Genomic DNA, 26951 nt, shown 5'->3' with positions numbered 1-26951 from the left:
AATGATAAAGTGAAACTTTAATCAGTGGGGGTTTTGTTCATCCCCCGCTGATTATCAGCCCTCACCAATCGGGCTTTTATGGGCAGTTGATCCCCACCTAACTTCTTTGCTTCCGCTGAATGTTGAGGTGGGGGTCTTACTGCCCGTTAATGCGGGATAAAAGAGTAGAGGAGTGTTACTTTGTTTCAAACTATAAAAAATGAATGGTTCTCCAATGTGAAAGGGGACGTACTATCAGGAATTGTCGTTGCTTTAGCGTTAATTCCTGAAGCGATAGCGTAGATCCGACGGTGGGATTGTACGCTGCCTTTTGTATTGCGGTTACAATTTCGTTTGTTGGCGGAAGAACTGGGATGATTTTAGCTGCAACAGGTGCAATGGCATTATTAATGGTGACGCTCGTTAAAGATCACGGTTTACAATATTTATTTGCTGCGACAATAGTAACAGGTATTGTTCAAATTATTTTTGGAGTGTTCAAACTGAGCTCATTTATGAAGTTTGTTCCTAAATCCGTTATGAGTGGTTTTTTAAATTCACTTGGAATTTTAGTTTTTACAGCGCAATTGCCGCATTTTAAAAATGCAACTTGGCAAATGTATGCACTTGTCGCCTTAGGACTTGCAATTATATATGTATTTCCACGTATTACGACGGCTGTACCGTCTACACTTATTTCAATTATCATTGTGACAAGTATTGCACTTATGAGCGGATTACAGTTGAAAACAGTAGGGGATATGGGAAGCTTACCGAAAGAATTACCGTTCTTTAGTATTCCTGATGTGCCGTTTACACTTGAGACATTACGTATTATTTTACCGTACTCAGTTATGCTTGCAATTATCGGTTTACTAGAGTTATTATTAACAGCTTCGGTTTTAGACGATATGACACATACGGAAAGTAATAAACATAAGGAAGCATGTGGGCAAGGTATTGAAAACGTTGTTGCTGGTTTCTTCGGAGGAATGGCAGGATGTGCAATGATTGGACAATCTGTTATTAATATTAAATCAGGTGGTCGCGGGAGATTATCGACGTTTGTAGCCGGTGGTTTTTTAATCGTATTGCTATTTGTTTTAGGTGATTACGTTGTTCATATTCCAATGGCTGCTTTAGTTGCTGTTATGATTATGGTTTCGATTGGGACTTTTGATTGGAACTCTGTAAAAACGCTTCATAAAGTACCGAAAGGAAACGCATTTGTTATGATCGTAACAGTTGTAATTGTCTTAATCACACATAATTTAGGATTAGGTGTAATTATTGGAACAGTAATTAGCGCGGTTTTATTTGCGTTCAATATGGCAAAGATTCACGTGAAACATTTGTATATTGAAAATAAGAAAATATATGAAATTCACGGCCAACTATTCTTCGCATCTACGGCAGATTTTATAAATGCTTTTTCATATAATGAAGATGCAAAAGAAATTGAGCTGAACTTTACTCATGCACATGTATGGGATGATTCAGCAGTAGCAGCAATTGATAAAGTTATAATGAAGTATGAACAAAGCGGTGTGAAAGTAAGGATCACAGGGTTAAATGAACTAAGCTCGAAGATTGTTTCAAATTTAGCTACCTATAATAAGAGAATTGCTAGTTAGAAGCCTCCTTTTTAGGGGGCTTTATTATATAATACGGATAGGATAACGAAAAGGGGATTCAGCATATGTACAAACAAATTATATTAGCATGTGACGGTTCTGAACATGCACTTCGAGCAGCTGAGCATGCAACATATATTGCGAAATTTAACGAAGAAACACATGTTGAAGTTGTATACGTAGTAGATAATAGAACGGCAAAATCAGATATTATACAAGGACAAACGGATTTAGAAACAATATCAGCTAGTCGAAAAGATAAATTAAAAGAGATTGAGGGTTTATTAAAGAAAGAGAACATTTCCTACAAAATTACGATTCTACATGGTGATCCTGGAGATACGCTCGTTCAATATGTAAATACAGGGGATATTGACCTTGTTATTGCTGGAAGTAGAGGGTTAAATACACTGCAAGAAATGGTACTTGGTAGTGTAAGTCACAAAATAGCAAAACGAGTGAAATGCCCGGTGATGATTATAAAGTGAAACTTTAATAAGTAGGGGGGTTTTGTTCATCCCCCACTTATTATCAGCTTTCACCAATCGGGATTTTACGGGCAGCCCGCCCCCCCATCTAACTTCTTTGCTTTCACTGAATTTTGAGGTGGGGGTCTTACTGCCCACAAATAGCGGGATAAAATAAGTTGAGTGAGATATTATGTAGTGTAAGCAGGACCTTGATATATTTCGAGGTCTTTTTTGATGTATAAAGGGGGAGAGTGTGGACATACTAGATATATAAGTTTAAAGGGAATTTGTTAACTTACAAATTTGTAAGTTAGTTGTCAGCGAAATCGATGTTATGAAAAAATTCCCATTGATAAAATAAGAATATCAAAGAGGATATGGGGAGGATGGAAGATATGAAATCACTTCAAAATTTGTCTTATAGCCAAGGGGTAAGTTTAATTTGTTTAGGGGGATTTGCTGGATCTGTTACGTTAGCTGTTTTAATAAAGATGTTTCAGCAAATGTTTTAATCGTATTGTATAAGAAGAAGGGAAATGGTCATTATAAACTACAAAATGTATACTTTAGAGATAAATAAAAAATAGCTCCTAGCGAAAGAAAGTATAGGCTAGGAGCTATTTTTATTTTATTTCTCTGTTTCTGCTTTATCGCTTGTTACTGCAACGTCTTTCCATGTTAATTTTGCACCAGGAGCAACATCATAGTCTTTCACACGATTATTTACGCCTGTTAATTCAAATTGATAATGAAGTGGAATCATAGGTGCTTCATCATGGATTAATTTTTGCCATTTATCATATACTTCTTTACGATATTTCTCGTCACCAGCTTTTTCTGATAAACCTTCAGTTAATAATTTAGTATTTTCATCGTTTACCCAGCGAGCGTAGTTGAAGCTTGCATCTTTTGACCAAAGGCCAGATAAGTCAGGGTCAGAACCAGTATTCCAAGCACCGCCGAAGATATCAATCTTTGGATCATCTTTCTTAATCATATCGTAGAATGAGTTGAATTCGTGTAGACGACCATCAACAAGTTCTACTTTTAAGCCGATGTCTTTCCAAGATTGAATAAAGAATTTTGCAAGTGGTTCACTTGTATCGCTACCACTACTAGCTAAGTAATTAATTTTGAATTCTCCGCCTTTTGGATCTTCACGGAATCCATCACCATTTTTATCCTTATAGCCAGCTTCATCTAATAATTTTTTCGCTTTTTCTACATCGAAGTCATATGCACCAGATTTGTTATTATGGAACTTCGGCATAGATGGTGGAATTGGTGAGTTAGCTGGGAAGCGAAGGCCATGATATACCTTCTGCCCAAGTTCTTCACGATTCACTGCATATGCCATCGCTTGACGTAAACGAACGTCTTTAAATTTATCTTTATCCATTACAGCTTCGTTTTTCTCTTTGTCCATATGTCCGAACTTAAATCCGATGTAACTATAGTAAAGACCCGTTCTACCAATTAGCTGTGTATTTTTTAATTTACTTACATTTGGATATTGATCTGCAGTAACTTTTGCGATATCAATATCACCTTTTTTCAGTGAAGCATTTACGATTGCTGGGTTTACTACTTTTAAAGTTACATTTTTCAATTTAGGTTTACCGCCCCAGTAGTCATCGAAGCGTTCAAATTCAACTGATTCACCAGGAACAATTTTCTTCACTTTAAATGGTCCGAATCCAATTGGATTTTTACGAACTTTATCTGATTCAGCTAATTTTTCAATTGGTACATCGCCTAAATATTTTTTAGAAGTAGGATATGTCCAAATACCAGTTTTTAAAGATGGATTAACAGTTTTATAAGTAATAGAGATCGTTTTTGGATCAACAACTTTAATACCTGAAATTTTATCAGCTTTTCCAGCGTGATATTCTTCCATTCCCTCGATCATTTGCATTTGTGTATCATAACGAACTCCAGCATATTTACTGTTACCAATGATTAAGTAAGAAAATTCTAAATCTTCAGCCGTTACGGGATTACCATCGTGCCAGTTTACATTATCTTTAATTTTTATTGTAATTGTTTTCTTATCTTCGGAAATTGTATAAGTTGCAGGTCCTTCGTTGTTAATTTCCCAGTTTTTATCTGTATATAATAAGCCTTCATCAAAGAAATCGATAACTTCAGCATCAGGAGCACCGTCATATACAACTCTACTTAACACACCTGCGAATGGTGTATTTGAAACAAGAGCATATGTTAACGATCCGTCTTGAATTTCTTTTTTATCATTTTTTACAAGAGCATTAAATTTTTTCGTATCTGTTTGGTTAGTATTAGTACTAGTACTAGTTTTTTTACTTCCGCTATCAGCACCCCCACATGCAGATAGTAATAATGTTGAAGCAGCAAGTGTACTTAATACTTTGTACAATTTTGGTTTGTTCATAACTTCTCCACCCCTTATCCTTTTCTTTGTCTTGCATCAGCCGAACGTTTTAACGCTTGACCAATAAAATTTATACACAGCATCAACACTAAAATCATGATTGATGCAGGTAACCAAATCCACCATTTCTCTTGTAAAACATCTGGGTTTGTTGCATAACTTACAAGTGTACCAAGGCTAGGTGTACTTTCTGGTAAACCGAATCCTAAGTAAGTTAAACCAGATTCAATACCGATGTTCCCTGCAAGGTTTAATGTAACACTTACGATAATAATAGAACTTAAGTTAGGCAATACTTGGAAAATGATGATCTTCCAGTTAGGTGTACCTAGAGTTTTAGATGCAGCAACATAATCGAGTTCTTTTTCAGTTAATACTTTTGAGCGAATTAATCTTGCTTTTCCTGTCCATAAGAAAGCAGTCATAATTAGAATAAACGTTGTGATATTAAAAGTAGGTACAAGTGTGATAAATACGATAATAAGCATTAACGTTGGTAGTACTATTACGAAATCAATGAATCGCATAATAACATTATCAACTTTTCCTCCGAAATAGCCTGCAATTAATCCGATAGAAAGACCAATTAAGCAAGAAAGGATTGTTATTGCTAGTCCGATAGTAAATGAGTTTCGTGTACCAATGATAAGTTGTCCAAAAATGTCACGGCCTCCATAATCAGTGCCTAACCAATGTTCAGCAGAGGGAGGTGCGTAGATAGAAAACAAATCTACACGTACAATATCTTCTTGTTTCATAATAAAAGATGTTACATAGACTGCTAATAGTAATATTGCTAGAAAGACTAGTGAAAACATTGCTAATTTATCTTTACGAAATTCGCGCCACATAATGGAGAAACCAGAGGGGCTTTTCTCGTAATGAATGACTTCGGTTTGTTTTTCAGGATTTGCTAACATGATTTTTTCCTCCTCCCCATTAATCGATTCGAATACGTGGATCAACGATGCTTAAAATGATATCGGAAAGAAGTGTTCCGAGTAACGTTGCGAATCCAGTAAATAAAACAATGGCAGTTACTACACTAAAGTCACGTTGTCCCATAGATTGGATGAATAATTGTCCAATTCCTGGATAACTAAAGATATTTTCTAAGAAGAGTGCCCCAGTAACTAAACCTGTAATTTCATAACCTAAAAAGGCCGCAATTGGTAAAAAAGAATTTCGTAAAATATGTCGTGAATAAACTTTAGATTCAGGAACACCTTTTGCTCGAACAGTTCGTACAAAGTCTTTATGTTTCGTATCAATAATTTCACTACGTAAATATTGTACAGTACCGACAGTGGCAATTAATGCCCCTGATAGAGCCGGTAATAAAAGGTGATTAAATTTACTTACATAATAAGCAAATGTACCAGTATCAATTTGTGGATCTACGCTACCCCCGGTCGGGAAAATTGGAAACTGGAATCCGAAAAGGAAGAGCATAATTAATCCGAAAATAAAGAGCGGTGTAGCAAATCCTAAATAGTTATAGAGTGTAATGAGTCGATCGCCCCAAGTATCGTTCCAACGGCCACTTATTACTCCAAGTGGAATGGCAATAATATAGGTAAGAATAAGAATAACAATTGCTAATGAAATTGTATTTCCGAGACGTTCACCAATCAAATCTGTTACTTGCATTTTATGAGCATAGGAAACACCAAAGTCACCTTGTACAGCGTTTTTAATCCACCGTACATATTGCGTTGTTACAGGATCATTTAATCCTAGCTTTTCACGTTGTTCTTCAAGGATTTTTGGATCTGCTTTCGGATTTGCCATCTCTGCTCCAGTTAATGCATCACCTGGCATTGCTTTAGCTAGTAGAAATACGAGCACGCTTAATATGAATAATTGCGGAATCATGATTAAGATTCGGCGTAATATAAACTTCCACATGATTTATCACTCCCTTATGGTAATGCCACCCGATGCGTTGGCGAGATTGGTTTTAAATCGTAAGCACGACCATTTTCGTTGAAATAGTTTTCGTATGATTTTTCGTATTCAGCGCTTACTTCACGACGTAATTTACGTTGCTGTTCTCGGTTTTCAGGACGAATATCAGGAATTGCTGATATTAATCGCTTCGTATAAATATGTTGTGGATTATTATAAATCTCTGCACTAGTTGCTTCTTCCACAATGCGCCCGCGGTACATAACACCGATACGGTCACACATATGACGAATTACGCCCAAATCGTGACTAATAAATAAATATGTTAATCCTAGTTCAGCTTGTAAATCTTGCAAGAAGTTTAAAACCTGCGCTTGTACAGAAACGTCAAGTGCAGATACTGGCTCATCGGCGATAATAAGCTTTGGTTTTAATGTAAGAGCACGTGCAATACCAATTCGCTGTCTTTGTCCACCGGAAAACTCATGTGGATATTTATAAATAGACTCTGGATTTAATCCAACTATACTAAGATACTCTTGAACGGTTCTACGTTCTTCCTCAGGCGAAAGCTTCTCAAAATTCCGAAGAGGCTCGGCAATAATATCGAGAACGCGTTTCTTCGGATTTAGCGATGAATATGGATCTTGGAAAATCATTTGAATATCTTTTCGTTGTTCACGTAACTCAGAGCGACTTAATTTTGTTAAATCTTTATTATTAAAATGAATGTTACCGCCCGTCGCTTTTGTTAAATGCATAATTGCTTTACCGGTTGTTGATTTACCACTACCTGATTCACCAACGATTCCGTACGTTTCACCAGGTTGTAATTCAAAACTTACACCATCGACAGCACGCACGTAATCTAATGTGCGCCCGAAGAAACCACCTTTAATTGGAAAGTGTACTTTTAAATCTTCTACTTTAAGCAGTGCCATGAGTTACGTCATCTCCTTTCTTATGCTGGAAGTTGAAATGTTTATAACAAGTACAACGTACCCAATGGTCTGGTTTTACTTCATGTAAAACTGGGTTTTCTTCATGCTGGTCTGGTCTAACCCATGGAATTCGAGCTTGGAAGCGGCAACCTGTGCGAGGTAGCTTTGCTAACGAAGGAACCACCCCTTGAATTACATGCAATTTTTCTTTTTCAGCATACGCAGATGGAATTGAGTTTAATAGAGAACGAGTATATGGGTGAAGAGGGTTATTAAAAATCTCTTCTACTGTTCCTGTTTCTACAACTTGTCCTGCATACATAACGACAATACGATCAGCCGTTTCGGCAACAACACTTAAATCATGTGTAATTAAAATGATACCCATCTTTGTTTGTTCTTGAATGGATTTTAGTAGGTCTAGTATTTGAGCTTGAATTGTTACATCTAGAGCGGTTGTCGGTTCATCAGCAATAATGAGTCCTGGGTTACAAGCAATTGCGATTGCGATAACAATTCTTTGTCTCATTCCGCCAGATAATTCATGTGGGTATTGTTTATATGTAAGTTCTGGTTTTGGAATACCAACTTGATGGAGTAGTTCTAAGGTGCGTTCTTTCTTTTCTGTTTTTGAAAGGCTTGTGTGGTAGTCTAAGTTTTCTTCGATTTGTTTTCCAACTGTCATAAGAGGATCGAGTGCTGTAAGAGGTTCCTGGAAAATCATACCGATGTTTGATCCGCGTACTTTATTCATTTCTGCGGTCGACATAGTTAGTAAATCCTTATCTCTATAGTAAAGTTGCCCTTGTAATTTTGTATTTGCTTCATTATGCAGTCGCATAATGGAAAGGGCAAGTGCACTTTTTCCGCAACCCGATTCACCAACTATCGCGACAATTTCATTTTCATGGACAGTTAACGAAACGTTATCAACTGCTGCATGGTATTGATCTTGTATGCGAAAGGACGTCTGTAAATTTTCAATGCGAAGAAGTGGATTCTTCATGGCTATCCCTCCATCTTTCTGAAAAAACTAAATATTTTGTATGTTGTTGTTATTTTAATATAAATTGACAATGTTTGACAAGAATAAGTTGAAAAAATATTCAAAAATCTTTTTATATAAAAATTGAATGCAGTTGTATTAGTAGTTGAAGAGTTTTGGAAACGCTAACATATATGTAAGAGGGAAATAAATCTTTTGTAAGAAAAAAGATTTATATGTAGAAAAAAGAGAGGCATTCTGGGAAGAACGGTCTCTCTTTTTTTTGTAAGTATAATATTAGTAATTAAGCTTGTTTTGATTTTGCCGACCCTGTATTTAAAGTAAGGGCAAGGAAGAACATTGCAAGTACACAGGATGCAAGTAATAAGATGAATCCGCCATCCCATCCGAATGCATCTACGATAAAGCCCATAGCAGCACTAGCAAAAGTAGCTCCGCCTAGGTAACCGAAGAACCCAGTTAAACCAGCGGCAGTTCCAGCAGCTTTCTTTGGTGCTAAATCAAGAGCGTGTAGACCAATTAACATAACAGGTCCGTAAATTAAAAATCCAATGGAAACGAGTGCGATGCTATCAATGATTGGATGGCCAGCAGGATTTAGCCAGTAAACAAGAACAGCAATGAATACACCGACCATAAATAAAATACCAGCAGGTGCGCGGCGCCCTTTAAACAGTTTATCACTCATCCATCCGCAAAGAAGTGTACCTGGAATACCAGCCCATTCATATAGAGCGTAAGCGGTACGTGAGCTACTATGAGTAAAGCTTTTTTCTTCTACTAAATAAGTAGGAGCCCAGTCTACAACGCCGTAACGAACGAAATAAACAAAAACGTTAGCGATAGCGATGTACCATAAGAACTTATTGTTTAATACGTATGTAAATAAAATTTCCTTCACCGAAAGTTCGCGTTCACGGTCCGCTACTTTTTCCTCTGATGGATATTCCCCAGTATGTTCTTCAATAGAAGGTAATCCGCAAGATTGAGGTGTATCTCTCATCGTAATTAATACATAAATCCCAACTAAAATTGAAAGAATACCTGGGAAGTAAAATATACTTTTCCAGTCATTTGCAAAGAGATATAAGCCTAATGTAACGAGAGAAGGCATAAGTGCGCCACCGACATTATGAGCGACGTTCCAAATAGACATTTTTGTACCACGTTCACTAATCGAGAACCAGTGAACCATCGTACGGCCACAAGGAGGCCATCCCATACCTTGTACCCATCCATTTAAAAACTGAAGTACAAACATAAGTATAATGCTCGTTGTAATGAAAGAAAATGAGCCGAAAATAATATTAATGATACCTGATAAAAATAGCCCAGCTGCTAAAAAGTAGCGAGGATTACAACGATCGGATACGATACCCATAAGAAATTTACTTAATCCGTAAGCGATAGATACTGCTGAAAGGATAACCCCGAGTTCCGCTTTGCTAAAGCCTTGTTCGATTAAGTATGGCATTGCGAGTGAAAAGTTTTTTCGAACAAAGTAGTAACCCGCATAACCGATGAAGATACCTAAAAATACTTGTAAACGTAATTTACGGTATTCGCTATCAGTGCGATTAGCTGGTAAGCGTTCTGCGTGGGGCGCAGGTTTAAATAATTGTGTGAAAAACATAAAATGAAAATCCTCCCCTAATTAATTCAAAGCCTTTTAAGACAGAGAGAATACAAAAAGGCTATGAAATATAAAAAAGTTCCCTTTTTTATGATTCATAGCCGTATACTCCGATTCTCCGTGACTGTCAATATTAACTTCGACGAAAATTATACAACTTTGTGACAAGAATGTAAACGTTTTTATAAATAAAGTTGTTGACGTATTTTGTTTGTGGGATTAATATTTAAATACGTTAAATATTTTATTGCTTAAATAAGAGGTGGATAACATGCCAAATGATATGACTCATATTGATAAGATTCAAGCTCTTACATTCGCTATAGGAAAGAAAATGCAAACAGAGCTATTAGAACAAATGCAAGCATCAGGACTTACACCACCGCAGTTTTATATTTTAAAGATTTTAGATCATTACGGAGCTTCAAGGGCGACACAATTGGCGGAGAAAATGTACGTGAAACCGAGCGCGATTACAGTAATGATTGATCGTTTAATTGATCATGGGCTAGTAGAGCGTTATCACGACGATAATGATCGCCGCGTTGTTGTCATTGAGCTAACGAAAAAGGGGAAAGATACAGTAAAAGAGGCGATGGCAGCTCGTAATGAGCATATAGCAAAATACTTCTCACACTTAGAATTACAAGAGAGGGAAGATTTGTTACGCCTCTTTGAAAAGTTAGAAACAATTATTTGCGGGACACAAGAGAAAAAAGAGAAGAACTAAGAGGAATTGAGGAGATTACATGGAGCAACAAGAAAATACAAATAGAAAGCTGTTGTTGATTGGTTTAGTAATCGCAATGCTATTTGCTGCGTTAGACGGAACAATCGTTGGTACAGCAATGCCGCGTATCGTCGGTGAACTTGGCGGACTAAGCTTAATGACATGGTTAACAACTGCTTACATGTTAACATCAACGACAGTTGTACCAATCGCAGGTAAATTAGCGGATTTACTTGGTCGTCGTAACGTATATATAACAGGGCTAGTTATTTTTATGATTGGTTCAGCGTTATGTGGTATGGCAAATGGGATGACAGAGTTAATTATTTTCCGTGGTATTCAAGGTCTTGGTGGCGGTATTATGATGCCAATGGCTATGATTATTATCGGAGATATGTTCACGGGAAAAGAACGTGCGAAATGGCAAGGGATTTTTGGAGCGCTATACGGTCTTGCTTCTGTAATTGGCCCACAAGTTGGTGGTTGGATTGTAGACGCAGTGAACTGGAGATGGGTGTTCTACATTAACTTACCAGTTGGTATTTTAGCAACAATCTTTATCGCAATGGGATTAAAATCACATAAACAAACAGGACCAATTAAAATTGATATCGCTGGAATCTTTACGATGATCCTCGGTGTTGTAAGTTTATTACTTGCGTTAACGTTTGGCGGGAAAGATTATGCATGGGATTCTTGGCAAATTATCGGGTTATTCGCATTAGCTTTAATTGGTATCGTTAGCTTTATTATTGTTGAAACGAAAGCTGAAGAACCAATTTTACCAATGCATTTCTTTAAAAATCGCACCTTTACAATACTGAATGCGATTGGATTCTTTATGAGTATCGGAATGTTTGGAGCTATTATGTTCGTACCGTTCTTCATGCAAGGAATTGTAGGAGTAAGTGCTGCTGAATCAGGAACGATCATGACACCAATGATGATTACAATGATTGTTATGAGTATTATCGGCGGTCAACTTGTATTAAAAGTCGGTGTGAAACCACAAATTATCACAGGTATGCTTGTTATGGCTGGTGGATTCTGGTTATTAACAACGATGGATATGCACACAACTAAGCTTACCGCTACTTCTTATATGATGGTTATCGGTTTAGGAATGGGTCTTGTTATGCCAACATTAACATTGGCGTTACAAGAAAGCTTCCCGAAAAAAGATCTTGGTGTAGTAACATCATCAAGTCAGTTCTTCCGTCAAATCGGTGGAACATTCGGTATTACAATTTTAGGATCAATTATGAATAACACTTCAGGTACAACATTAACAAATAAATTAGTACCTGTATTAGATACGTTCCCGAAAGAAGCGGGACAAATGGTAACAAAATTTAAAGATATGATTCATACAGACCCACAAGGTTTATATTCGATGCTCTTTAATCCAGAAGCATTAAAGCAAATGCCAGAAGCATTCTCTAATAGCATCGTACCAATTTTGAAAAGTTCTTTAGTAGACTCACTTCATACTGTATTCTTAACAGGATTAGTATTTATCATAGTAGGTGCAATCTTTACGATTTTCTTACAGAAGATTAAGCTGTCTGATCGTAAAAAAAGTGCTGAAGAGCCTGCTGTAGAAGAGAACGAACGAACTGCATCATCTTCGTAATGAAAAAGCATCGCCTTATGGCGGTGCTTTTTTATGAGAAATGATTGACGTATTTTTATAAATGCGTTATATTATTTTCTGTAAACGGTTACACGAAATGGGGAGAAAAGAGAATGAGTACGATTAAAGACGTTGCAAAATTAGCGGGAGTATCTGTTGCGACCGTTTCCAGAGTGTTAAATAAAAATGGATATGTTCATGAGGATACATTAAAGAAAGTAGAGCGAGCAATTGAAATGCTAGATTATAAGCCTAGTACAGTAGCGCGTTCTTTATACAATAAAAAATCTCGTTTAATTGGCTTAGTTGTTCCAAATATCGTGAATCCATTCTTTCCGGAAGTTGCACGTGCCGTAGAAGATGTAGCACATAAGCAAGGTTACACAGTTGTCCTTTGTAACTCTGATGAAAGTTTAGAAAAAGAGAAACAATACATTGACGTACTTAGACAAAATAATGTGGATGGGTTTATTGTGGCAACGAATCCACAAAATAGTGTTAATTACATGAATTTGTCTATTCCAGTTGTTGCGATTGACCGTATGTTTAATGAGCGCATTCCTACTGTATATGCAGATAACTATGCAGGGAGTCAGGCGGCGACAAAGTTATTAATAGATAAAGGATGTAAACATATTGCACATATTCGCGGACCACGTGATGTAAGCACAGCCAATGAACGTTTTGAAGGCTTTGTAGACGTTATTACGCAAAATAATCTTTCTTATATGATTGCAGAGAGTACATTCGATCCAGCTAATAGTGAACAGGTAGCGGTAGAATTATTGGAAGAGTATCCGCATATTGACGGAATTGTTGCTGGGAATGATTTAATTGCAATTGGTATTGTAAAGGCTGCACTTCAAAAGGGGATTTCTATCCCAGATGATTTACAAATTATCGGATTCGATGGAATTTCTTTAACAGAAATGATGTATCCATCTATTACGACTGTTGCACAGCCAATATATGAAATGGGAAAAATTGCAACAGAGCTGTTGTTAGAGCAGATGGAAGGAAATGCATTAGAAGAGAAACACTATCGTTTACCGATTGAAATTATAGAAAGAAATACAACGAAGTAAGGAGATGAGACAGATGCCGAATATTGCAGTAGTAGGTAGTATTTCAATGGACTTAGTGGCTGTTTCAAAAATACGGCCGAAAGCAGGAGAAACAGTAATTGGTGAAGCGTTTCATACGATCCCAGGAGGGAAAGGAGCTAACCAAGCAGTTGCAGCAGCTAGATTAGGAGCAAATGTAGCGATGGTTGGTGCAGTAGGAAATGATGATTATGGAACAGTAGTTAGAAAAAATTTGGAGAACGAACGCGTTTTTATCGACTATGTGGTACCGGTTACAGATAGAACGACAGGAATTGCCCATATCATTTTAGCAGAAGAGGACAACAGTATTGTTGTCGTACAAGGAGCAAATGCTCTTGTAAATGAGTCGATTGTAGATCGTTCAAAAGACCTTCTTGTAAAAGCTGATATGGTTGTTCTTCAACTAGAGATTCCGCTTGAAACAGTAAAATACGTTCTGTCTATTTGTGAGGAGCATAAAATTCCGGTTATGTTGAATCCTGCTCCAGCACAAATCTTATCAGAAGATATTTTAGAAAAAGCGACTTATATTACGCCAAATGAGCATGAGTGTCGCATTGTATTAGATGATTTCACATCACCAATTGAAGATCTACTGGCTAAATACCCAAACAAACTACTGATAACAGAAGGTTCTAGCGGTGTTCGTTTCCATAATGGTACGGAGATTGTACATGTTCCTAGTATTGCTGTTGATGTAGTAGATACGACTGGAGCTGGTGACACATTTAATGGTGCGTTAGCAGTTGCACTTTCTGAAGGAGAAACACTTCAAAAAGCAATTCGTTTTGCCAATATTGCTGGTGGCCTTTCTGTAACAAAACTTGGGGCACAAGGCGGTATGCCAACGAGAGATAGGGTGCGTGAAGTGCAGGTGATTGTCGGATGAAAAAGCACGGTGTATTAAATAGCGAAATCGCGGCAGTCCTTGCTTCACTTGGACATACAGATACGATTGTAATTGCTGATTGCGGATTACCTATTCCTGATGGAGTAAAACGAATTGATTTAGCAGTTGAGATTGGGAAACCTAGTTTTTTAGACGTATTACAAGTAGTTGCCGATGATATGGCGATTGAAAAAGTGACGTTAGCAGAAGAAGTTATTATGAGTAATGCAGAGGTAAATAAAGAGGTTGAGATGCGTTTAATAGAGCCAGCATTTGAATATGTGTCTCATAAGGAGTTTAAAGAGCATACAAAGAGGGCGAAGGCGATTATTCGTACAGGAGAAGCAACGCCTTATGCGAATGTTATTTTACATGCAGGCGTGATTTTTTAATAAAGGGATGTGATGAGAATGCATATTGAAATGAAAAACATTTCAAAAGCGTTCAGTGGTAATCCTGTTCTAAAAAACGCACAGTTTATGATTGAAACAGGAGAAGTCCATGCATTGATGGGGGAAAACGGAGCGGGGAAATCGACGCTCATGAAGATTTTAACAGGTGTATATAAAAAAGACAGTGGAACAGTCACGATTGATGGACAAGAAAGAACTTTTAAAAATGCGAAAGAAGCAGAAGAATATGGTATTGCATTTATCCATCAAGAGTTGAACATATTACCGAATTTAACGGTAGCTGAAAATATGTTTCTTGGAAAAGAGTTAATGTATGGGAAAACAGGTATTTTGCGTACGCGTCAAATGAATGCGATTGCCCAGCAGCAATTAGCGGATCTTGGTCTACATGTGAGAGGCGCTATGCTAGCAGGTGAATTATCAGTTGGACAACAGCAAATTATTGAAATTGCGAAAGCATTAATGACAAATGCGAGCGTTATTATTATGGATGAACCTACAGCAGCATTAACAGATCGCGAGATTGAAACGCTGTTTATTGTTATTAATAAATTACGTAAAGAGGGCGTTTCATTTGTTTATATTTCACACCGGATGGAAGAAATTTTTTCAATATGTGATGCTATTACGATTTTGCGTGATGGAGAATATGTAGGGAAAAGATTAATTCCAGAAACGTCATTTGATGAAGTAGTTAGCATGATGGTGGGCCGAAGTATTGGTGAACGTTATCCAGAGCGCAATAGCCAAATTGGTGAAGTGATTTTTGAAATGCGTAACGGAACGAAAAAGGAAAATTTGAAAATGTTTCGTTTCAAGTTAGAAAAGGTGAAATCCTTGGTGTTGCTGGTTTGATGGGAGCCGGTCGTACGGATATCATGAAAGCAATATTTGGATATGAACCGCTCGATTCAGGACAAATTTTTATGAATGGACAAGAAGTGAAAATTGATAGTCCAATTGATGCAATTAGACAACGAATTGCTTTTATTACAGAGGATAGAAAATCAGAAGGACTTGTGTTAGATTTTTCCATTCGTGAAAATTTAGCATTACCAAACTTAAAAAGTCTTTCAAAGGGAAGCGTTGTTAATAAAGGTTTAGAACAGCAATTTACAGAGGATATGATGAAGCTCCTTAATGTGAAAGCAGCAAACGGAGAGCAATCTGTAAAATCTCTTTCTGGTGGAAATCAGCAAAAGATTGTAATTGCAAAATGGCTAGGTATTCATCCGCAGTTACTCATTTTAGATGAGCCAACAAGAGGTGTAGATGTTGGGGCTAAAAAAGAAATTTACTCTATTATGAATAAGCTTACCGAGCAAGGTGATGCCGTTATTATGGTATCGTCTGAGCTTCCAGAAGTTTTAGGAATGAGTGATCGTGTTCTTGTCATTCATGAAGGGAAAATCGGTGGTATTTTAGAGAAAGATCAGGCATCGCAAGAGTCTATTATGGCACTAGCTACAGGGGGAGAGTAAGATATGGCTAAGAAGGGGAATGTATTACAACAACTTGGTTCTTTAATTGGGTTAGTATTAATTATCGTGGTAATTACAGCTTTAAATCCAGCATTTATTGAAATTCCAAATTTATTTAATATACTGCGCCAAGTATCGATTAATGCACTCATTGCATTTGGAATGACCTTCGTTATTTTAACAGGGGGTATTGACTTATCGGTAGGTTCTATTTTAGCATTATCAAGTGCACTTGTTGCCGGAATGATGGCAAGTGGCATGGATCCGTTCCTTGCAATGGCAGTTGGATTATTAGCAGGTCTTGTAATGGGTATTGTAAACGGTATCATTATTGCGAAGGGAAAAGTAGCTCCGTTTATTGCGACTTTAGCAACAATGACTATTTTTCGCGGGTTGACGCTTGTTTATATGGACGGACGTCCGATCACTGGTCTTGGTGATCATTTAATGTTCCAAATGTTTGGCCGTGGTTATTTCCTTGGTATTCCTGTGCCAGCCGTTACAATGATGATCGCTTTTGCAGTACTGTACTTTATTTTAAAGAAAACAACGTTTGGTCGCCGTACGTTTGCTATTGGTGGAAATGAAGAAGCGGCAGCTTTATCAGGTATTAATGTTACGAGAATTAAAGTAATGATTTACGGTCTTTCCGGAATTTTGGCAGCGCTTGCAGGTATTGTCTTAACATCAAGGTTAGATTCTGCACAGCCGACTGCTGGTACTTCTTACGAATTAGATGCAATTGCTGCAGTTGTGTTAGGAGGAACGAGCCTTTCTGGCGGAAGAGGATGGATTGTTGGTACATTCATCGGTGTGCTTATTATTGGTGTACTAAATAACGGTTTAAATTTATTAGGTGTATCTTCTTTCTTCCAACAAGTTGTAAAAGGACTTGTAATCTTACTAGCTGTACTAATTGATCGTCGAAAAGAAGCGTAATGGAGGGGCAATTCATGAAAAAATGGTTACTGATACTCGTTGCATGCATCATGGTAGTTACTGCTGGTTGTTCAATGGAACCACCAGAATGGGCAAAGGATTCTAGCGATAAAGGTCGAAATAAAACTATTAAAGTTGGATTTTCTGTTTCAACTTTAAATAATCCATTTTTCGTCACGTTGAAAAAAGGTGCAGAAAAGAAAGCAAAAGATAGCGGCATTGAATTAATTGCTGTTGATGCACAAAATGATGCAGCGAAGCAAACAAACGATGTTGAAGATTTAATTCAAAAAGGTGTCGATGTAGTTGTTATTAATCCAACCGATTCAGATGCTGTCGCTTCAGCGGTAAGTGCAGCTAATGCAGCCAATGTTCCTGTTATTACAGTAGACCGAGTTGCGAATTCAGGTAAAGTTGTTTCTCATATTGCTTCCAACAATGTAGAAGGTGGTCAAATGGCTAGTGATTACATTCGGGAATTAGTTGGTGAAGGAACAAATGTTGCTGAGTTAGAAGGAATCCCTGGATCGTCTGCTGCTCGTGAGCGTGGGAAAGGATTCCATAACGTAGCTGATAAGTCTTTAAAAGTAGTAGCAAAACAAGCAGCTGATTTCGATCGTGCAAAAGGTTTATCCGTTATGGAAAATATTTTGCAAGCAAATAGCGATATAAAAGCAGTGTTTGCTCATAACGATGAAATGGCATTAGGCGCACTCGAGGCATTGAAATCTGCTGGTAAAACAGATGTGGTTGTTGTTGGATTTGATGCAACAGACGATGCTGTAAAAGCGGTTAAAGATGGGCGCATGGCAGCGACAGTCGCTCAAAAACCGGAATTAATCGGAGAGAAGGCGATGGAAACAGCGAAAGAGATAACACAAGGTAAAAAAGTGGACAAATTTATTCCGATTGAATTAGAGCTTATTAAGAAAAAATAAATAAATATAAAATGAAAATTAGGAAGGAAGAATAACAAATGAAATTTTTTATTGATACAGCAAACATTAACGAAATTAAAGAGGCAAATGCATTAGGTGTAGTAGCTGGAGTAACGACAAATCCATCACTTGTAGCAAAAGAAGGCGTAGATTTCCATGAGCGTATTCGTGAAATTTGCAGCTTTATTGAAGGACCTGTAAGTGCAGAAGTAATTAGCTTAGAGGCTGATAAAATGATTGAAGAAGGAAAAGAGTTAGCGAAAATCGCTCCAAACGTTGTTGTAAAAGTTCCAATGACAACAGAAGGTTTAAAAGCAGTAAAAGCATTCTCAGATTTAGGAATTCGTACGAACGTTACATTAGTATTCTCAGCAGTTCAAGCATTACTTGCAGCTCGCGCTGGTGCGACATACGTTTCACCGTTCTTAGGTCGCCTAGATGATATCGGTCATAACGGTATGGACTTAATTCGTCAAATCGCAGAAATCTTTGCAATTCACGGCATTGAAACAGAAATCATTGCAGCATCTGTACGTCACAGTGTTCATGTAACAGACGCAGCATTAAACGGTGCACATATTGCAACAATCCCAGCAAACGTAATTGCTTCATTAGTGAAGCACCCATTAACAGATCAAGGAATTGAGAAATTCTTAGCTGATTGGGAGAAAACACAAGAGAAATAATACGAAATGGAGAACCCAAGTTTAATTAACTTGGGTTCTTTTTTATTTAAGGGAATCTTCATGCAATTTTGCATATTACCTTTAAAATTTTTAATATAAGCTATTTAATATATACAAATCACTCTTTACTTTTTGTATTTTTACATAAAAAGGTAGAGGGTCTGACCAGAAAACTGGAGGGCATGATTCTATAACAGAAAGCTTAACGTTTATAGAATTATGCCTTTTTATATATGGAGGGCAGAAAGCAGGGATTTCAATTAAAACATACTTATTTATCTGAATTTTAAGTTTTATAAGAGGAGAGAAATAGAATGAGAAGAAAAGCACCGTTTAAAGTGTTGTCGTCATTAGCAATTACGGCAATCATCGGATGCACAGCTGTATGGAGTGCTCCGTTAGCATACGCAGAAACGCCAGTGAAAGCAAAAGAAAATATGTCTACAACGCCAATTGATCATAATTTAATTCAAGAAGATCGTTTAGCGGAAGCATTGAAAGAACGAGGAACAATTAATTCAGCATCTTCTAAAGAAGAGACGAAAAAAGCTGTAGAGCAATATATTGAAAAGAAAAAAGGGGATCAAGCAAATAAAGAAATTCTTCCAGAGGATACTGCTAAAGAAGCATCTGACTTCGTAAAAAAGGTAAAAGAGAAGAAGATGGAGGAAAAAGAGAAGGTAAAGAAAGCTGAAAAAAATGTGAGCCCTGATCAAAAGCCGGAGCCAAATAAAAAGCAATTAGATGGGAAAGTTCCAACTTCTAAGGCGAAACAAGCTCCATATAATGGACCTGTTCGTACGGATAAAGTGTTAGTGTTACTCGTTGAGTTTAGTGATTATAAACATAATAATATTGAGCAAACACCGGGTTATATGTACTCGAAAGATTTTAGTAGGGAACATTATCAAAAAATGTTATTTGGTAATGAGCCTTACACATTATTTGATGGTTCGAAAGTAAAAACATTTAAGCAATATTATGAAGAACAGTCTGGTGGCAGTTATACGACAGATGGGTATGTAACAGAGTGGTTAACTGTTCCAGGTAAAGCTGCTGATTACGGTGCTGATGGTAGTAGCGGTCACGATAATAAAGGACCAAAAGGTGCGCGTGATTTAGTGAAAGAAGCATTAAAAGCTGCAGCGGATAAAGGATTAGATTTATCACAATTCGATCAGTTCGACCGCTATGATACAAATGGCGATGGCAATCTTAATGAACCGGACGGTGTAATTGATCATTTAATGGTAATTCATGCCGGTGTTGGTCAAGAAGCTGGCGGTGGTAAATTAGGAGATGATGCAATTTGGTCACATCGATCTAAATTAGCAAGGGATCCAGTAGCGATTGAAGGAACAACATCTAAAGTACCTTATTGGGGTGGAAAAGTAGCGGCTCATGATTACACAATTGAACCAGAAGACGGTGCAGTAGGTGTGTTTGCACATGAATTTGGACATGACCTTGGTTTACCAGATGAGTATGATACGAATTATACTGGAAATGGATCACCTGTTGAAGCTTGGTCATTAATGAGTGGAGGTAGCTGGACAGGAAAAATCGCAGGGACAGAGCCAACTAGTTTTTCACCACAAAATAAAGACTTCTTACAAAAGAATATGGGTGGAAACTGGGCAAAAATTTTAGAAGTAGATTACGATAAAATTAAGAGTGGTGTAGGAGTCCCTACATATATTGATCAAAGTGTTACGAAATCAAATCGTCCAGGTGTCGTACGTGTTAACTTACCAGGTAAGAGTATTGAAACAATTAAGCCTGGATTTGGAAAACGTGCATACTATAGTACAAGAGGCGATGATATTCATACGACATTAGAAACACCATTCTTCGATTTAACAAAAGGAACTAATGCAAAATTTGATTATAAATCGAATTATGAACTAGAAGCAGAGTGTGATTTCATCGAAGTACATGCTGTAACTGAAGATGGAACGAAAACATTAATTGATAGATTGGGAGAAAACATAGTCCAAGAAGATAGAGATACAACAGATGGAAAATGGGTTGATAAATCATATGATTTAAGTCAATTTAAAGGGAAGAAAGTTAAACTACAATTCGACTATATTACAGATCCAGCTTTAACATATAAAGGTTTCGCAATGGATAATGTAAATGTAACAGTTGATGGACAAGTAGTATTTTCAGATGACGCAGAAGGACAATCTAAAATGAAGTTAAATGGATTCGTTGTTTCTGATGGGACAGAACAGAAACCCCATTATTATTATCTAGAGTGGAGAAACTATGCCGGATCAGATAATGGATTAAAAGCGGGAAAAGGTCCGGTGTATAATACAGGTCTTGTCGTTTGGTATGCAGATGATAGTTTCAAAGATAACTGGGTTGGGTTACATCCAGGTGAAGGCTTCCTTGGTGTTGTAGATTCTCATCCAGAAGCGATTGTTGGAAATTTAGGCGGGAAACCAGCATACGGTAATACTGGAATTCAAATTGCAGATGCTGCATTTTCATTTGATCAAACACCTTCATGGAGTGTAAATTCATTTACACGAGGACAGTTTAATTATACTGGATTACAAGGTGTTACAACGTTTGATGATTCAAAGGTATACAGTAATAAGCAAATTGCTGATGCGGGACGAAAAGTTCCAAACCTTGGACTTAAATTCCAAGTTGTTGGACAGGCAGAGGATAAGTCAGCAGGTGCTGTTTGGATTAGGCGTTAATAAAGTAAAAGCACATTCTTCATATGAAGAATGTGCTTTTATATTTGTACAGTAAGTTATTATTTCAGCTTATGTAATACAAGCGTCTGTTCATATATAGTGTAGCAAATTATGTGGGTAAAAGAAATATTTCCGAGGAAATTGTCGAAGTATTGTTGGTATTTATGGACCTTCTTTTTTAAAGGAAGAATGTAGTATTGCTTTTATACATAAGTTTATTTACAGTATTACTTGGTTATATGCAAAAGTAATATATATTAGGCGAAAAAAAGACAATGATGGAATTAACCCATCATTGTCTTTTTTACTTTGCTTCTTACAAAAATCATTCCAGCAAATGTTAACAAGAATGCAGTTCCGATAACGAAGCTAGCGCTAGGTGATGCTCCGATTACTCCAACTGTAAAGGATCCAGCAACAACCCCTAACGAGAAGAATGCATAAAACAAACCGAATGCTTTCCCGCGATTATTATCTGTCGTATTTTCAACAAGTAAAGCATTAATTGCTGGGAAGAGGATAGCGAACCCAATTCCATAAATCATCATAACGATAAAGAGCATGCCTTTTGTTGTAAATAATCCGAGTAAAGATAATGCTAGTGCCATTACTGCAATCCCGATTAGCATTAGTTTTGAACGATTAAATCGATCGTAAATGCGATTTGTTGGCAGTAAGAAGAAGAGGATAGCGGTAATTCCGAATACACTTAACATCATGCCTGTTGTAGATGCTTTAAGTGCTAACGCCTCAACTTTTACTGGTAACATATAAGTGACAATCCCTTGTGAAAACATTAGTGTGAAAGCACCAATATATGCTTGTAATAACGGTTCTGATTTCAATAGTTCAATCATATCTTCTTTGTTCATCATTTGAGTTCTTGATGTATCTTTTCTTGATACGTTATTTGGTAAGAAGAATAGAGATACGATTGTACCAAGGACCATTAAAATAGAAATAGTAATGAACACCCACTCTATACCAGCTGTTGCTTTCATAATGCCACTAAAAGCAGGTCCTACGATTGCAGCTGTTCCAACAGCAGCACCAGATAGAGCCATTGCCTTACCTTGCCTTGCTGAATTCGTTTGCTTTGATAAAAATGTAAAGGCAGCAGGAATTAAAAATCCGTCACTAAAACCGTGCATAAAGCGCACAACTAATAGTTGTTCACCACTTTGAACAACGGTGTATAACAAGACTATGAAACTCGTAATTCCCATGCTTATATAAAGGATTTTTTTTGCGCCGAATTTATCGACAGCGGCTCCAGCAATAATATTACCGATCATATTAGCGAATGAGTACATACCGACAACTAGTCCGATAACAAGAGGGGTTCCTCCAAGACTTTGAGCGAAAGTACTCATAATAGGTAATTGTGAAAATGTATCTAAAAACGCTACGATAACAATAAAGTAAATAAAATATTTCAAGCGATATTCACCTCTCCTATGCTATTATGGCATAATGCTAATTTCAACTGCAATGAAATTGAATTAACAGATGTGGAAAAAAGTACAAAGTGACAAAATATTGAACGTTATTTGTTAAAAATTAGTGAAAATGAGATTGTTTTTTTGAAATATATGGATAGAAGTACTATAATAGATTTGTAAACTTCACCAGGTTAAGTATATACATAGAGAGGGATGTTTAAAATGAAAGCATTACTTTGGCATAATCAACGTGATGTACGAGTAGAAGAAGTACCGGAACCAACTGTACGACCAGGAGCAGTGAAAATTAAAGTTAAATGGTGTGGTATCTGCGGGACAGACTTGCATGAATATTTAGCAGGACCAATTTTTATTCCAACAGAAGAGCACCCATTAACACATGTGAAAGCACCAGTTATTTTAGGTCATGAGTTTAGCGGTGAGGTAGTAGAAATCGGTGAAGGCGTTACATCTCATAAAGTGGGAGACCGCGTTGTTGTAGAACCAATTTATTCTTGTGGTAAATGTGAAGCTTGTAAACATGGACATTACAATGTTTGTGAACAACTTGTTTTCCACGGTCTTGGTGGAGACGGTGGTGGTTTCTCTGAATATACAGTAGTACCAGAAGACATGGTTCATCATATTCCAGACGAAATGACGTATGAACAAGGTGCGCTTGTAGAACCAGCAGCAGTAGCAGTTCATGCAGTACGTCAAAGTAAATTAAAAGAGGGAGAAGCTGTAGCGGTATTTGGTTGTGGTCCGATTGGACTTCTTGTAATCCAAGCAGCAAAAGCAGCAGGAGCAACTCCTGTTATTGCAGTTGAACTTTCTAAAGAACGTCAAGAGTTAGCGAAATTAGCAGGTGCTGATTATGTATTAAACCCAGCAACTCAAGATGTACTAGCAGAAATTCGCAACTTAACCAATGGTTTAGGTGTAAATGTGAGCTTTGAAGTAACAGGTGTTGAAGTTGTACTTCGTCAAGCGATTGAAAGTACAAGCTTTGAAGGTCAGACAGTAATTGTTAGTGTGTGGGAAAAAGATGCGACAATTACTCCGAACAACCTTGTATTAAAAGAAAAAGAAGTTATCGGTATTCTTGGATATCGTCATATATTCCCAGCTGTTATTAAATTAATTAGCTCTGGCCAAATTCAAGCAGAGAAATTAATTACGAAAAAAATTACAGTGGACCAAGTTGTTGAAGAAGGCTTTGAAGCACTTGTAAAAGATAAAACACAAGTGAAAATTCTTGTTTCACCTAAATAATATATAATAGAAGAAAGTAGCTCTTTTCTAGAAATAGAAAAGGGCTACTTTTTTTCTATACTGAAAGGTGATAGACTTTCCTTTAACTAAAGGTATGTTTGTTAGGAAGGGGAAGTCCAATGCTTTCATTTATGTTGACATTGAAACGGATGTTAAGAGCTTGTTTACGGGCATGGAAAGATAAAGAGTTTCAAGTGTTATTCGTATTAACAATTTTGACATTAACATCGGGGACGATTTTTTATAGTACAGTTGAAGGACTACGTCCTCTTGACGCTCTATATTTTAGTGTGGTTACGTTGACGACTGTCGGTGATGGGAATTTTAGTCCGCAAACTGATTTTGGAAAGGTATTTACGATCTTATACATATTTATCGGGATTGGATTAGTGTTTGGATTTATTCATAAATTGGCAGTTAATGTGCAACTGCCAAGTATATTATCGAAAAGAAAAAAAGAGTAAAGCGATTAATCAATCGCTTTACTCTTTTTTTACATTAGTTTAGACAAGTATTTGCAGTAGCTTAACAATACTTTATTACAATGTAAGTGCATTCATTCATTACGTTCACTATGTATAAAGTTATAGTGATATGAACATTTATATATTTCTATTAAATAATAGAAATTCGGTGAAGGTGGGATATTCTAGTCATAGGTTAACCGAAAGACATCGTAGGATCCAAACAAAATATTTACAATAACTCAACTATAAAATGGAGGATTTCATATGAAAAAGAAAGTGCTTGCTTTAGCAGCAGCTATTACGTTAGCAGCTCCGTTACAAAATGTAGCTTTTGCACATGAAAATGATGGAGGGAATAGAGTACAGATTATTCAATAGTGGTCCGCTGAAGATAAACACTCAGAAGGTGTAAATTCTCATTTATGGATCGTGAATCGTGCAATTGATATTATGTCCCGTAATACGACAATTGTAAAACAAGATCAAGTTGCACTATTAAATGAATGGCGCACAGATTTAGAAAATGGCATTTATTCTGCTGATTATGAAAATCCTTATTATGACAATAGTACATTTGCGTCGCATTTCTATGATCCAGACAATGGAAGTACATACATTCCACTTGCAAAGCAAGCGAAGGAAACTGGAGCAAAGTATTTTAAATTAGCTGGTGAATCTTATAAAAATAAAGATATGAAACAAGCATTCTTCTATTTAGGGTTATCTCTTCATTATTTAGGAGATGTAAATCAACCGATGCATGCAGCAAACTTTACGAATATTTCTTATCCACAAGGATTCCATTCTAAATATGAAAACTTTGTAGATACAATTAAAGATAATTACAAAGTAACGGACGGAAATGGATATTGGAACTGGAAAGGTACGAACCCTGAAGATTGGATTCATGGGGCGGCAGTGGCTGCGAAGCAAGATTACCCTGGCATTGTAAATAGTAATACGAAAAGTTGGTTTGTAAAAGCTGCTGTATCACAAAGTTATGCGGATAAATGGCGTGCTGAAGTTACACCAATGACTGGTAAGCGATTAACGGAAGCGCAACGTGTAACAGCTGGATATATTCAGCTTTGGTTTGATACGTACGGAAATCGTTAAGTATTGGAGAAAGGTCAAATCTCAGAATAGAGTATTTGGCCTTTTTATCACTATACAATACATGGAGGTATGACTCGTGAAAAGTAAATTGTTAAAAGTTGTACTTAGCTTTGGAATGAGTCTAGCAGCTTTATATAGTGGATTTTCCGTTCAAGCAGAAATGTCCACAAATCAAAATGGTACGTTAAAAGTTATGACGCATAATGTGTACATGCTATCAACAAACCTATATCCCAACTGGGGCAAAGTCAGCGTGCTGATTTAATTGGAGCGGCAGATTATATAAAGAATCAAGATGTTGTTATATTAAATGAAGTGTTTGATAATAGTGCTTCAAATCGCTTATTAGGAAATTTGAAGAAAGAATATCCAAATCAAACGGCAGTATTAGGTCGTAGTAGTGGAAGCGAGTGGGATAAGACGTTAGGCAACTATTCATCTTCGACTCCTGAAGATGGAGGTGTAGCGATTGTGAGTAAATGGCCAATTGTTGAAAAGATTCAATATGTATTCGAAAAAGGCTGTGGACCAGATAACTTATCAAATAAAGGATTTGTATACACAAAAGTTAAGAAAAATGATCGTTTCGTGCATGTAATTGGGACGCATTTACAAGCTGAAGATAGTATGTGTGGAAACACTTCGCCAGCATCTGTACGTACAAAACAGCTACAAGAAATTCAAGAGTTTATTAAAAATAAAAATATACCAAATAACGAGTATGTGTTAATTGGTGGTGATATGAATGTAAATAAAATAAATGCTGAGAACAATAGTGACTCAGAGTACGCATCCATGTTCAAAACATTGCACGCTTCTATTCCATCTTATACGGGACATACTACAACTTGGGATGCAACGACAAACAGTATTGCGAAATATAACTTCCCCGATAGCCCTGCCGAGTATTTAGATTATATTATTACAAGTAAGGACCATGCGAATCCATCGTATATAGAGAATAAGGTGTTACAGCCGAAATCGCCACAATGGACTGTTACGTCATGGTTCAAAAAATATACATATAATGATTACTCCGATCATTATCCAGTAGAGGCGACTATTTCTATGAAGTAGTCAAAAAAGTTTCTTCGTGAAGAAGAAACTTTTTTTATTTGAAAACAGGAAAATCAATCTT

20 protein-coding genes and 4 pseudogenes are annotated in these 26951 nt (G+C 36.8%); 17 read left to right on the top strand and 7 right to left on the bottom strand.

Features of this window, described 5'->3' with window-relative positions:
- The first annotated feature begins 180 nt into the window (after positions 1-180).
- The 3 genes and pseudogenes from CDB3_RS20945 to CDB3_RS20935 all read left to right on the top strand — a co-directional run bounded on the left by CDB3_RS20945 (position 181) and on the right by CDB3_RS20935 (position 2595).
- Positions 181-1613 (top strand): annotated as a pseudogene (locus CDB3_RS20945) (SulP family inorganic anion transporter).
- Between the two features lie 65 nt (positions 1614-1678).
- Positions 1679-2101, top strand: a complete 423-nt coding sequence (locus tag CDB3_RS20940; RefSeq protein ID WP_128855809.1) for a universal stress protein — start codon at positions 1679-1681, stop codon at positions 2099-2101.
- Between the two features lie 377 nt (positions 2102-2478).
- Positions 2479-2595 (top strand): DUF4027 family protein, encoded by a 117-nt coding sequence (locus CDB3_RS20935; RefSeq protein ID WP_097832917.1) that lies wholly within the window; start codon positions 2479-2481, stop codon positions 2593-2595.
- Positions 2596-2711: 116 nt separating this feature from the next.
- On the opposite strand, the gene opp4A is transcribed toward CDB3_RS20935, so the two are convergent.
- The 6 genes from opp4A to glpT form a co-directional block, all read right to left on the bottom strand.
- Positions 2712-4496 carry an oligopeptide ABC transporter substrate-binding protein gene (gene opp4A, locus CDB3_RS20930; protein ID WP_128855808.1) on the bottom strand — a complete coding sequence of 595 codons (1785 nt, stop codon included), beginning with the start codon at positions 4494-4496 and terminating at the stop codon, positions 2712-2714.
- Between the two features lie 14 nt (positions 4497-4510).
- Complete coding sequence (locus CDB3_RS20925) at positions 4511-5416, bottom strand: ABC transporter permease (protein WP_128855807.1); 906 nt, start codon at positions 5414-5416, stop codon at positions 4511-4513.
- A 19-nt stretch (positions 5417-5435) separates the two neighbouring features.
- Complete coding sequence (opp4B, locus tag CDB3_RS20920) at positions 5436-6404, bottom strand: oligopeptide ABC transporter permease (RefSeq protein WP_029437469.1); 969 nt, start codon at positions 6402-6404, stop codon at positions 5436-5438.
- A 14-nt stretch (positions 6405-6418) separates the two neighbouring features.
- The gene (locus CDB3_RS20915; protein ID WP_097832871.1) at positions 6419-7345 is read right to left on the bottom strand and encodes an ABC transporter ATP-binding protein; all 927 of its coding nucleotides are present in this window, start codon (positions 7343-7345) and stop codon (positions 6419-6421) included.
- Positions 7332-8351, bottom strand: coding sequence for an ABC transporter ATP-binding protein (locus CDB3_RS20910; RefSeq protein ID WP_097832872.1), 1020 nt, complete (start codon positions 8349-8351; stop codon positions 7332-7334). The genes CDB3_RS20915 and CDB3_RS20910 overlap by 14 nt, the downstream gene beginning before the upstream one ends.
- A gap of 283 nt (positions 8352-8634) precedes the next feature.
- Positions 8635-9984 (bottom strand): glycerol-3-phosphate transporter, encoded by a 1350-nt coding sequence (gene glpT / locus CDB3_RS20905; protein ID WP_128855806.1) that lies wholly within the window; start codon positions 9982-9984, stop codon positions 8635-8637.
- A 271-nt stretch (positions 9985-10255) separates the two neighbouring features.
- On the opposite strand from glpT, the gene CDB3_RS20900 reads away from it, so the two are divergent.
- From CDB3_RS20900 to inhA2, 10 genes and pseudogenes are all read left to right on the top strand, one after another.
- On the top strand, positions 10256-10714 hold the full coding sequence (locus CDB3_RS20900) for a MarR family winged helix-turn-helix transcriptional regulator (protein WP_128855805.1): 459 nt from the start codon (positions 10256-10258) through the stop codon (positions 10712-10714).
- A gap of 19 nt (positions 10715-10733) precedes the next feature.
- Entirely contained in the window at positions 10734-12347 is a 1614-nt protein-coding gene (locus CDB3_RS20895; protein ID WP_128855804.1) for an MDR family MFS transporter, read from the top strand.
- Positions 12348-12460: 113 nt separating this feature from the next.
- Positions 12461-13432: a ribose operon transcriptional repressor RbsR gene (rbsR, locus tag CDB3_RS20890; RefSeq protein WP_083596136.1), complete on the top strand. Its 972-nt coding sequence runs from the start codon at positions 12461-12463 to the stop codon at positions 13430-13432.
- 13 nt (positions 13433-13445) lie between these two features.
- Entirely contained in the window at positions 13446-14342 is an 897-nt protein-coding gene (gene rbsK / locus CDB3_RS20885; protein WP_097832875.1) for a ribokinase, read from the top strand.
- On the top strand, positions 14339-14734 hold the full coding sequence (rbsD, locus tag CDB3_RS20880; RefSeq protein WP_071772206.1) for a D-ribose pyranase: 396 nt from the start codon (positions 14339-14341) through the stop codon (positions 14732-14734). Before rbsK ends, rbsD begins: the two co-directional genes overlap by 4 nt.
- Positions 14735-14752: 18 nt before the next feature.
- A pseudogene (gene rbsA / locus CDB3_RS20875) lies at positions 14753-16236 on the top strand (ribose ABC transporter ATP-binding protein RbsA).
- Between the two features lie 3 nt (positions 16237-16239).
- Positions 16240-17175 (top strand): ABC transporter permease subunit, encoded by a 936-nt coding sequence (locus CDB3_RS20870; RefSeq protein ID WP_001074641.1) that lies wholly within the window; start codon positions 16240-16242, stop codon positions 17173-17175.
- Positions 17176-17189: 14 nt separating this feature from the next.
- Complete coding sequence (rbsB, locus tag CDB3_RS20865; RefSeq protein WP_000758996.1) at positions 17190-18113, top strand: ribose ABC transporter substrate-binding protein RbsB; 924 nt, start codon at positions 17190-17192, stop codon at positions 18111-18113.
- A gap of 38 nt (positions 18114-18151) precedes the next feature.
- Positions 18152-18799, top strand: coding sequence for a fructose-6-phosphate aldolase (gene fsa, locus CDB3_RS20860; protein ID WP_000667666.1), 648 nt, complete (start codon positions 18152-18154; stop codon positions 18797-18799).
- A gap of 314 nt (positions 18800-19113) precedes the next feature.
- Entirely contained in the window at positions 19114-21513 is a 2400-nt protein-coding gene (inhA2, locus tag CDB3_RS20855) for a M6 family metalloprotease immune inhibitor InhA2 (protein ID WP_128855803.1), read from the top strand.
- A gap of 284 nt (positions 21514-21797) precedes the next feature.
- Here the strand turns inward: inhA2 and CDB3_RS20850 are convergent, their stop codons facing one another.
- Positions 21798-22952 (bottom strand): MFS transporter, encoded by a 1155-nt coding sequence (locus CDB3_RS20850; protein WP_128855802.1) that lies wholly within the window; start codon positions 22950-22952, stop codon positions 21798-21800.
- Positions 22953-23177: 225 nt separating this feature from the next.
- On the opposite strand from CDB3_RS20850, the gene bdhA reads away from it, so the two are divergent.
- The 4 genes and pseudogenes from bdhA (at position 23178) to sph (ending at position 26890) form a co-directional block, all read left to right on the top strand.
- On the top strand, positions 23178-24230 hold the full coding sequence (gene bdhA / locus CDB3_RS20845; protein WP_000645832.1) for a (R,R)-butanediol dehydrogenase: 1053 nt from the start codon (positions 23178-23180) through the stop codon (positions 24228-24230).
- A gap of 119 nt (positions 24231-24349) precedes the next feature.
- Positions 24350-24694 carry a potassium channel family protein gene (locus CDB3_RS20840; protein ID WP_002114144.1) on the top strand — a complete coding sequence of 115 codons (345 nt, stop codon included), beginning with the start codon at positions 24350-24352 and terminating at the stop codon, positions 24692-24694.
- Positions 24695-24961: 267 nt separating this feature from the next.
- A pseudogene (gene cerA, locus CDB3_RS20835) lies at positions 24962-25813 on the top strand (phospholipase CerA).
- Between the two features lie 76 nt (positions 25814-25889).
- Positions 25890-26890 (top strand): annotated as a pseudogene (gene sph, locus CDB3_RS20830) (sphingomyelinase C).
- The last annotated feature ends 61 nt before the right edge of the window (positions 26891-26951 follow it).

Origin of the sequence: Bacillus sp. CDB3 (assembly GCF_002081505.1) — a bacterium.
Lineage (GTDB): Bacteria > Bacillota > Bacilli > Bacillales > Bacillaceae_G > Bacillus_A > Bacillus_A cereus_AT.
The sequence above is the reverse complement of the archived record's forward strand: the minus strand, read 5'-3'. Positions and strand labels throughout refer to the sequence as shown.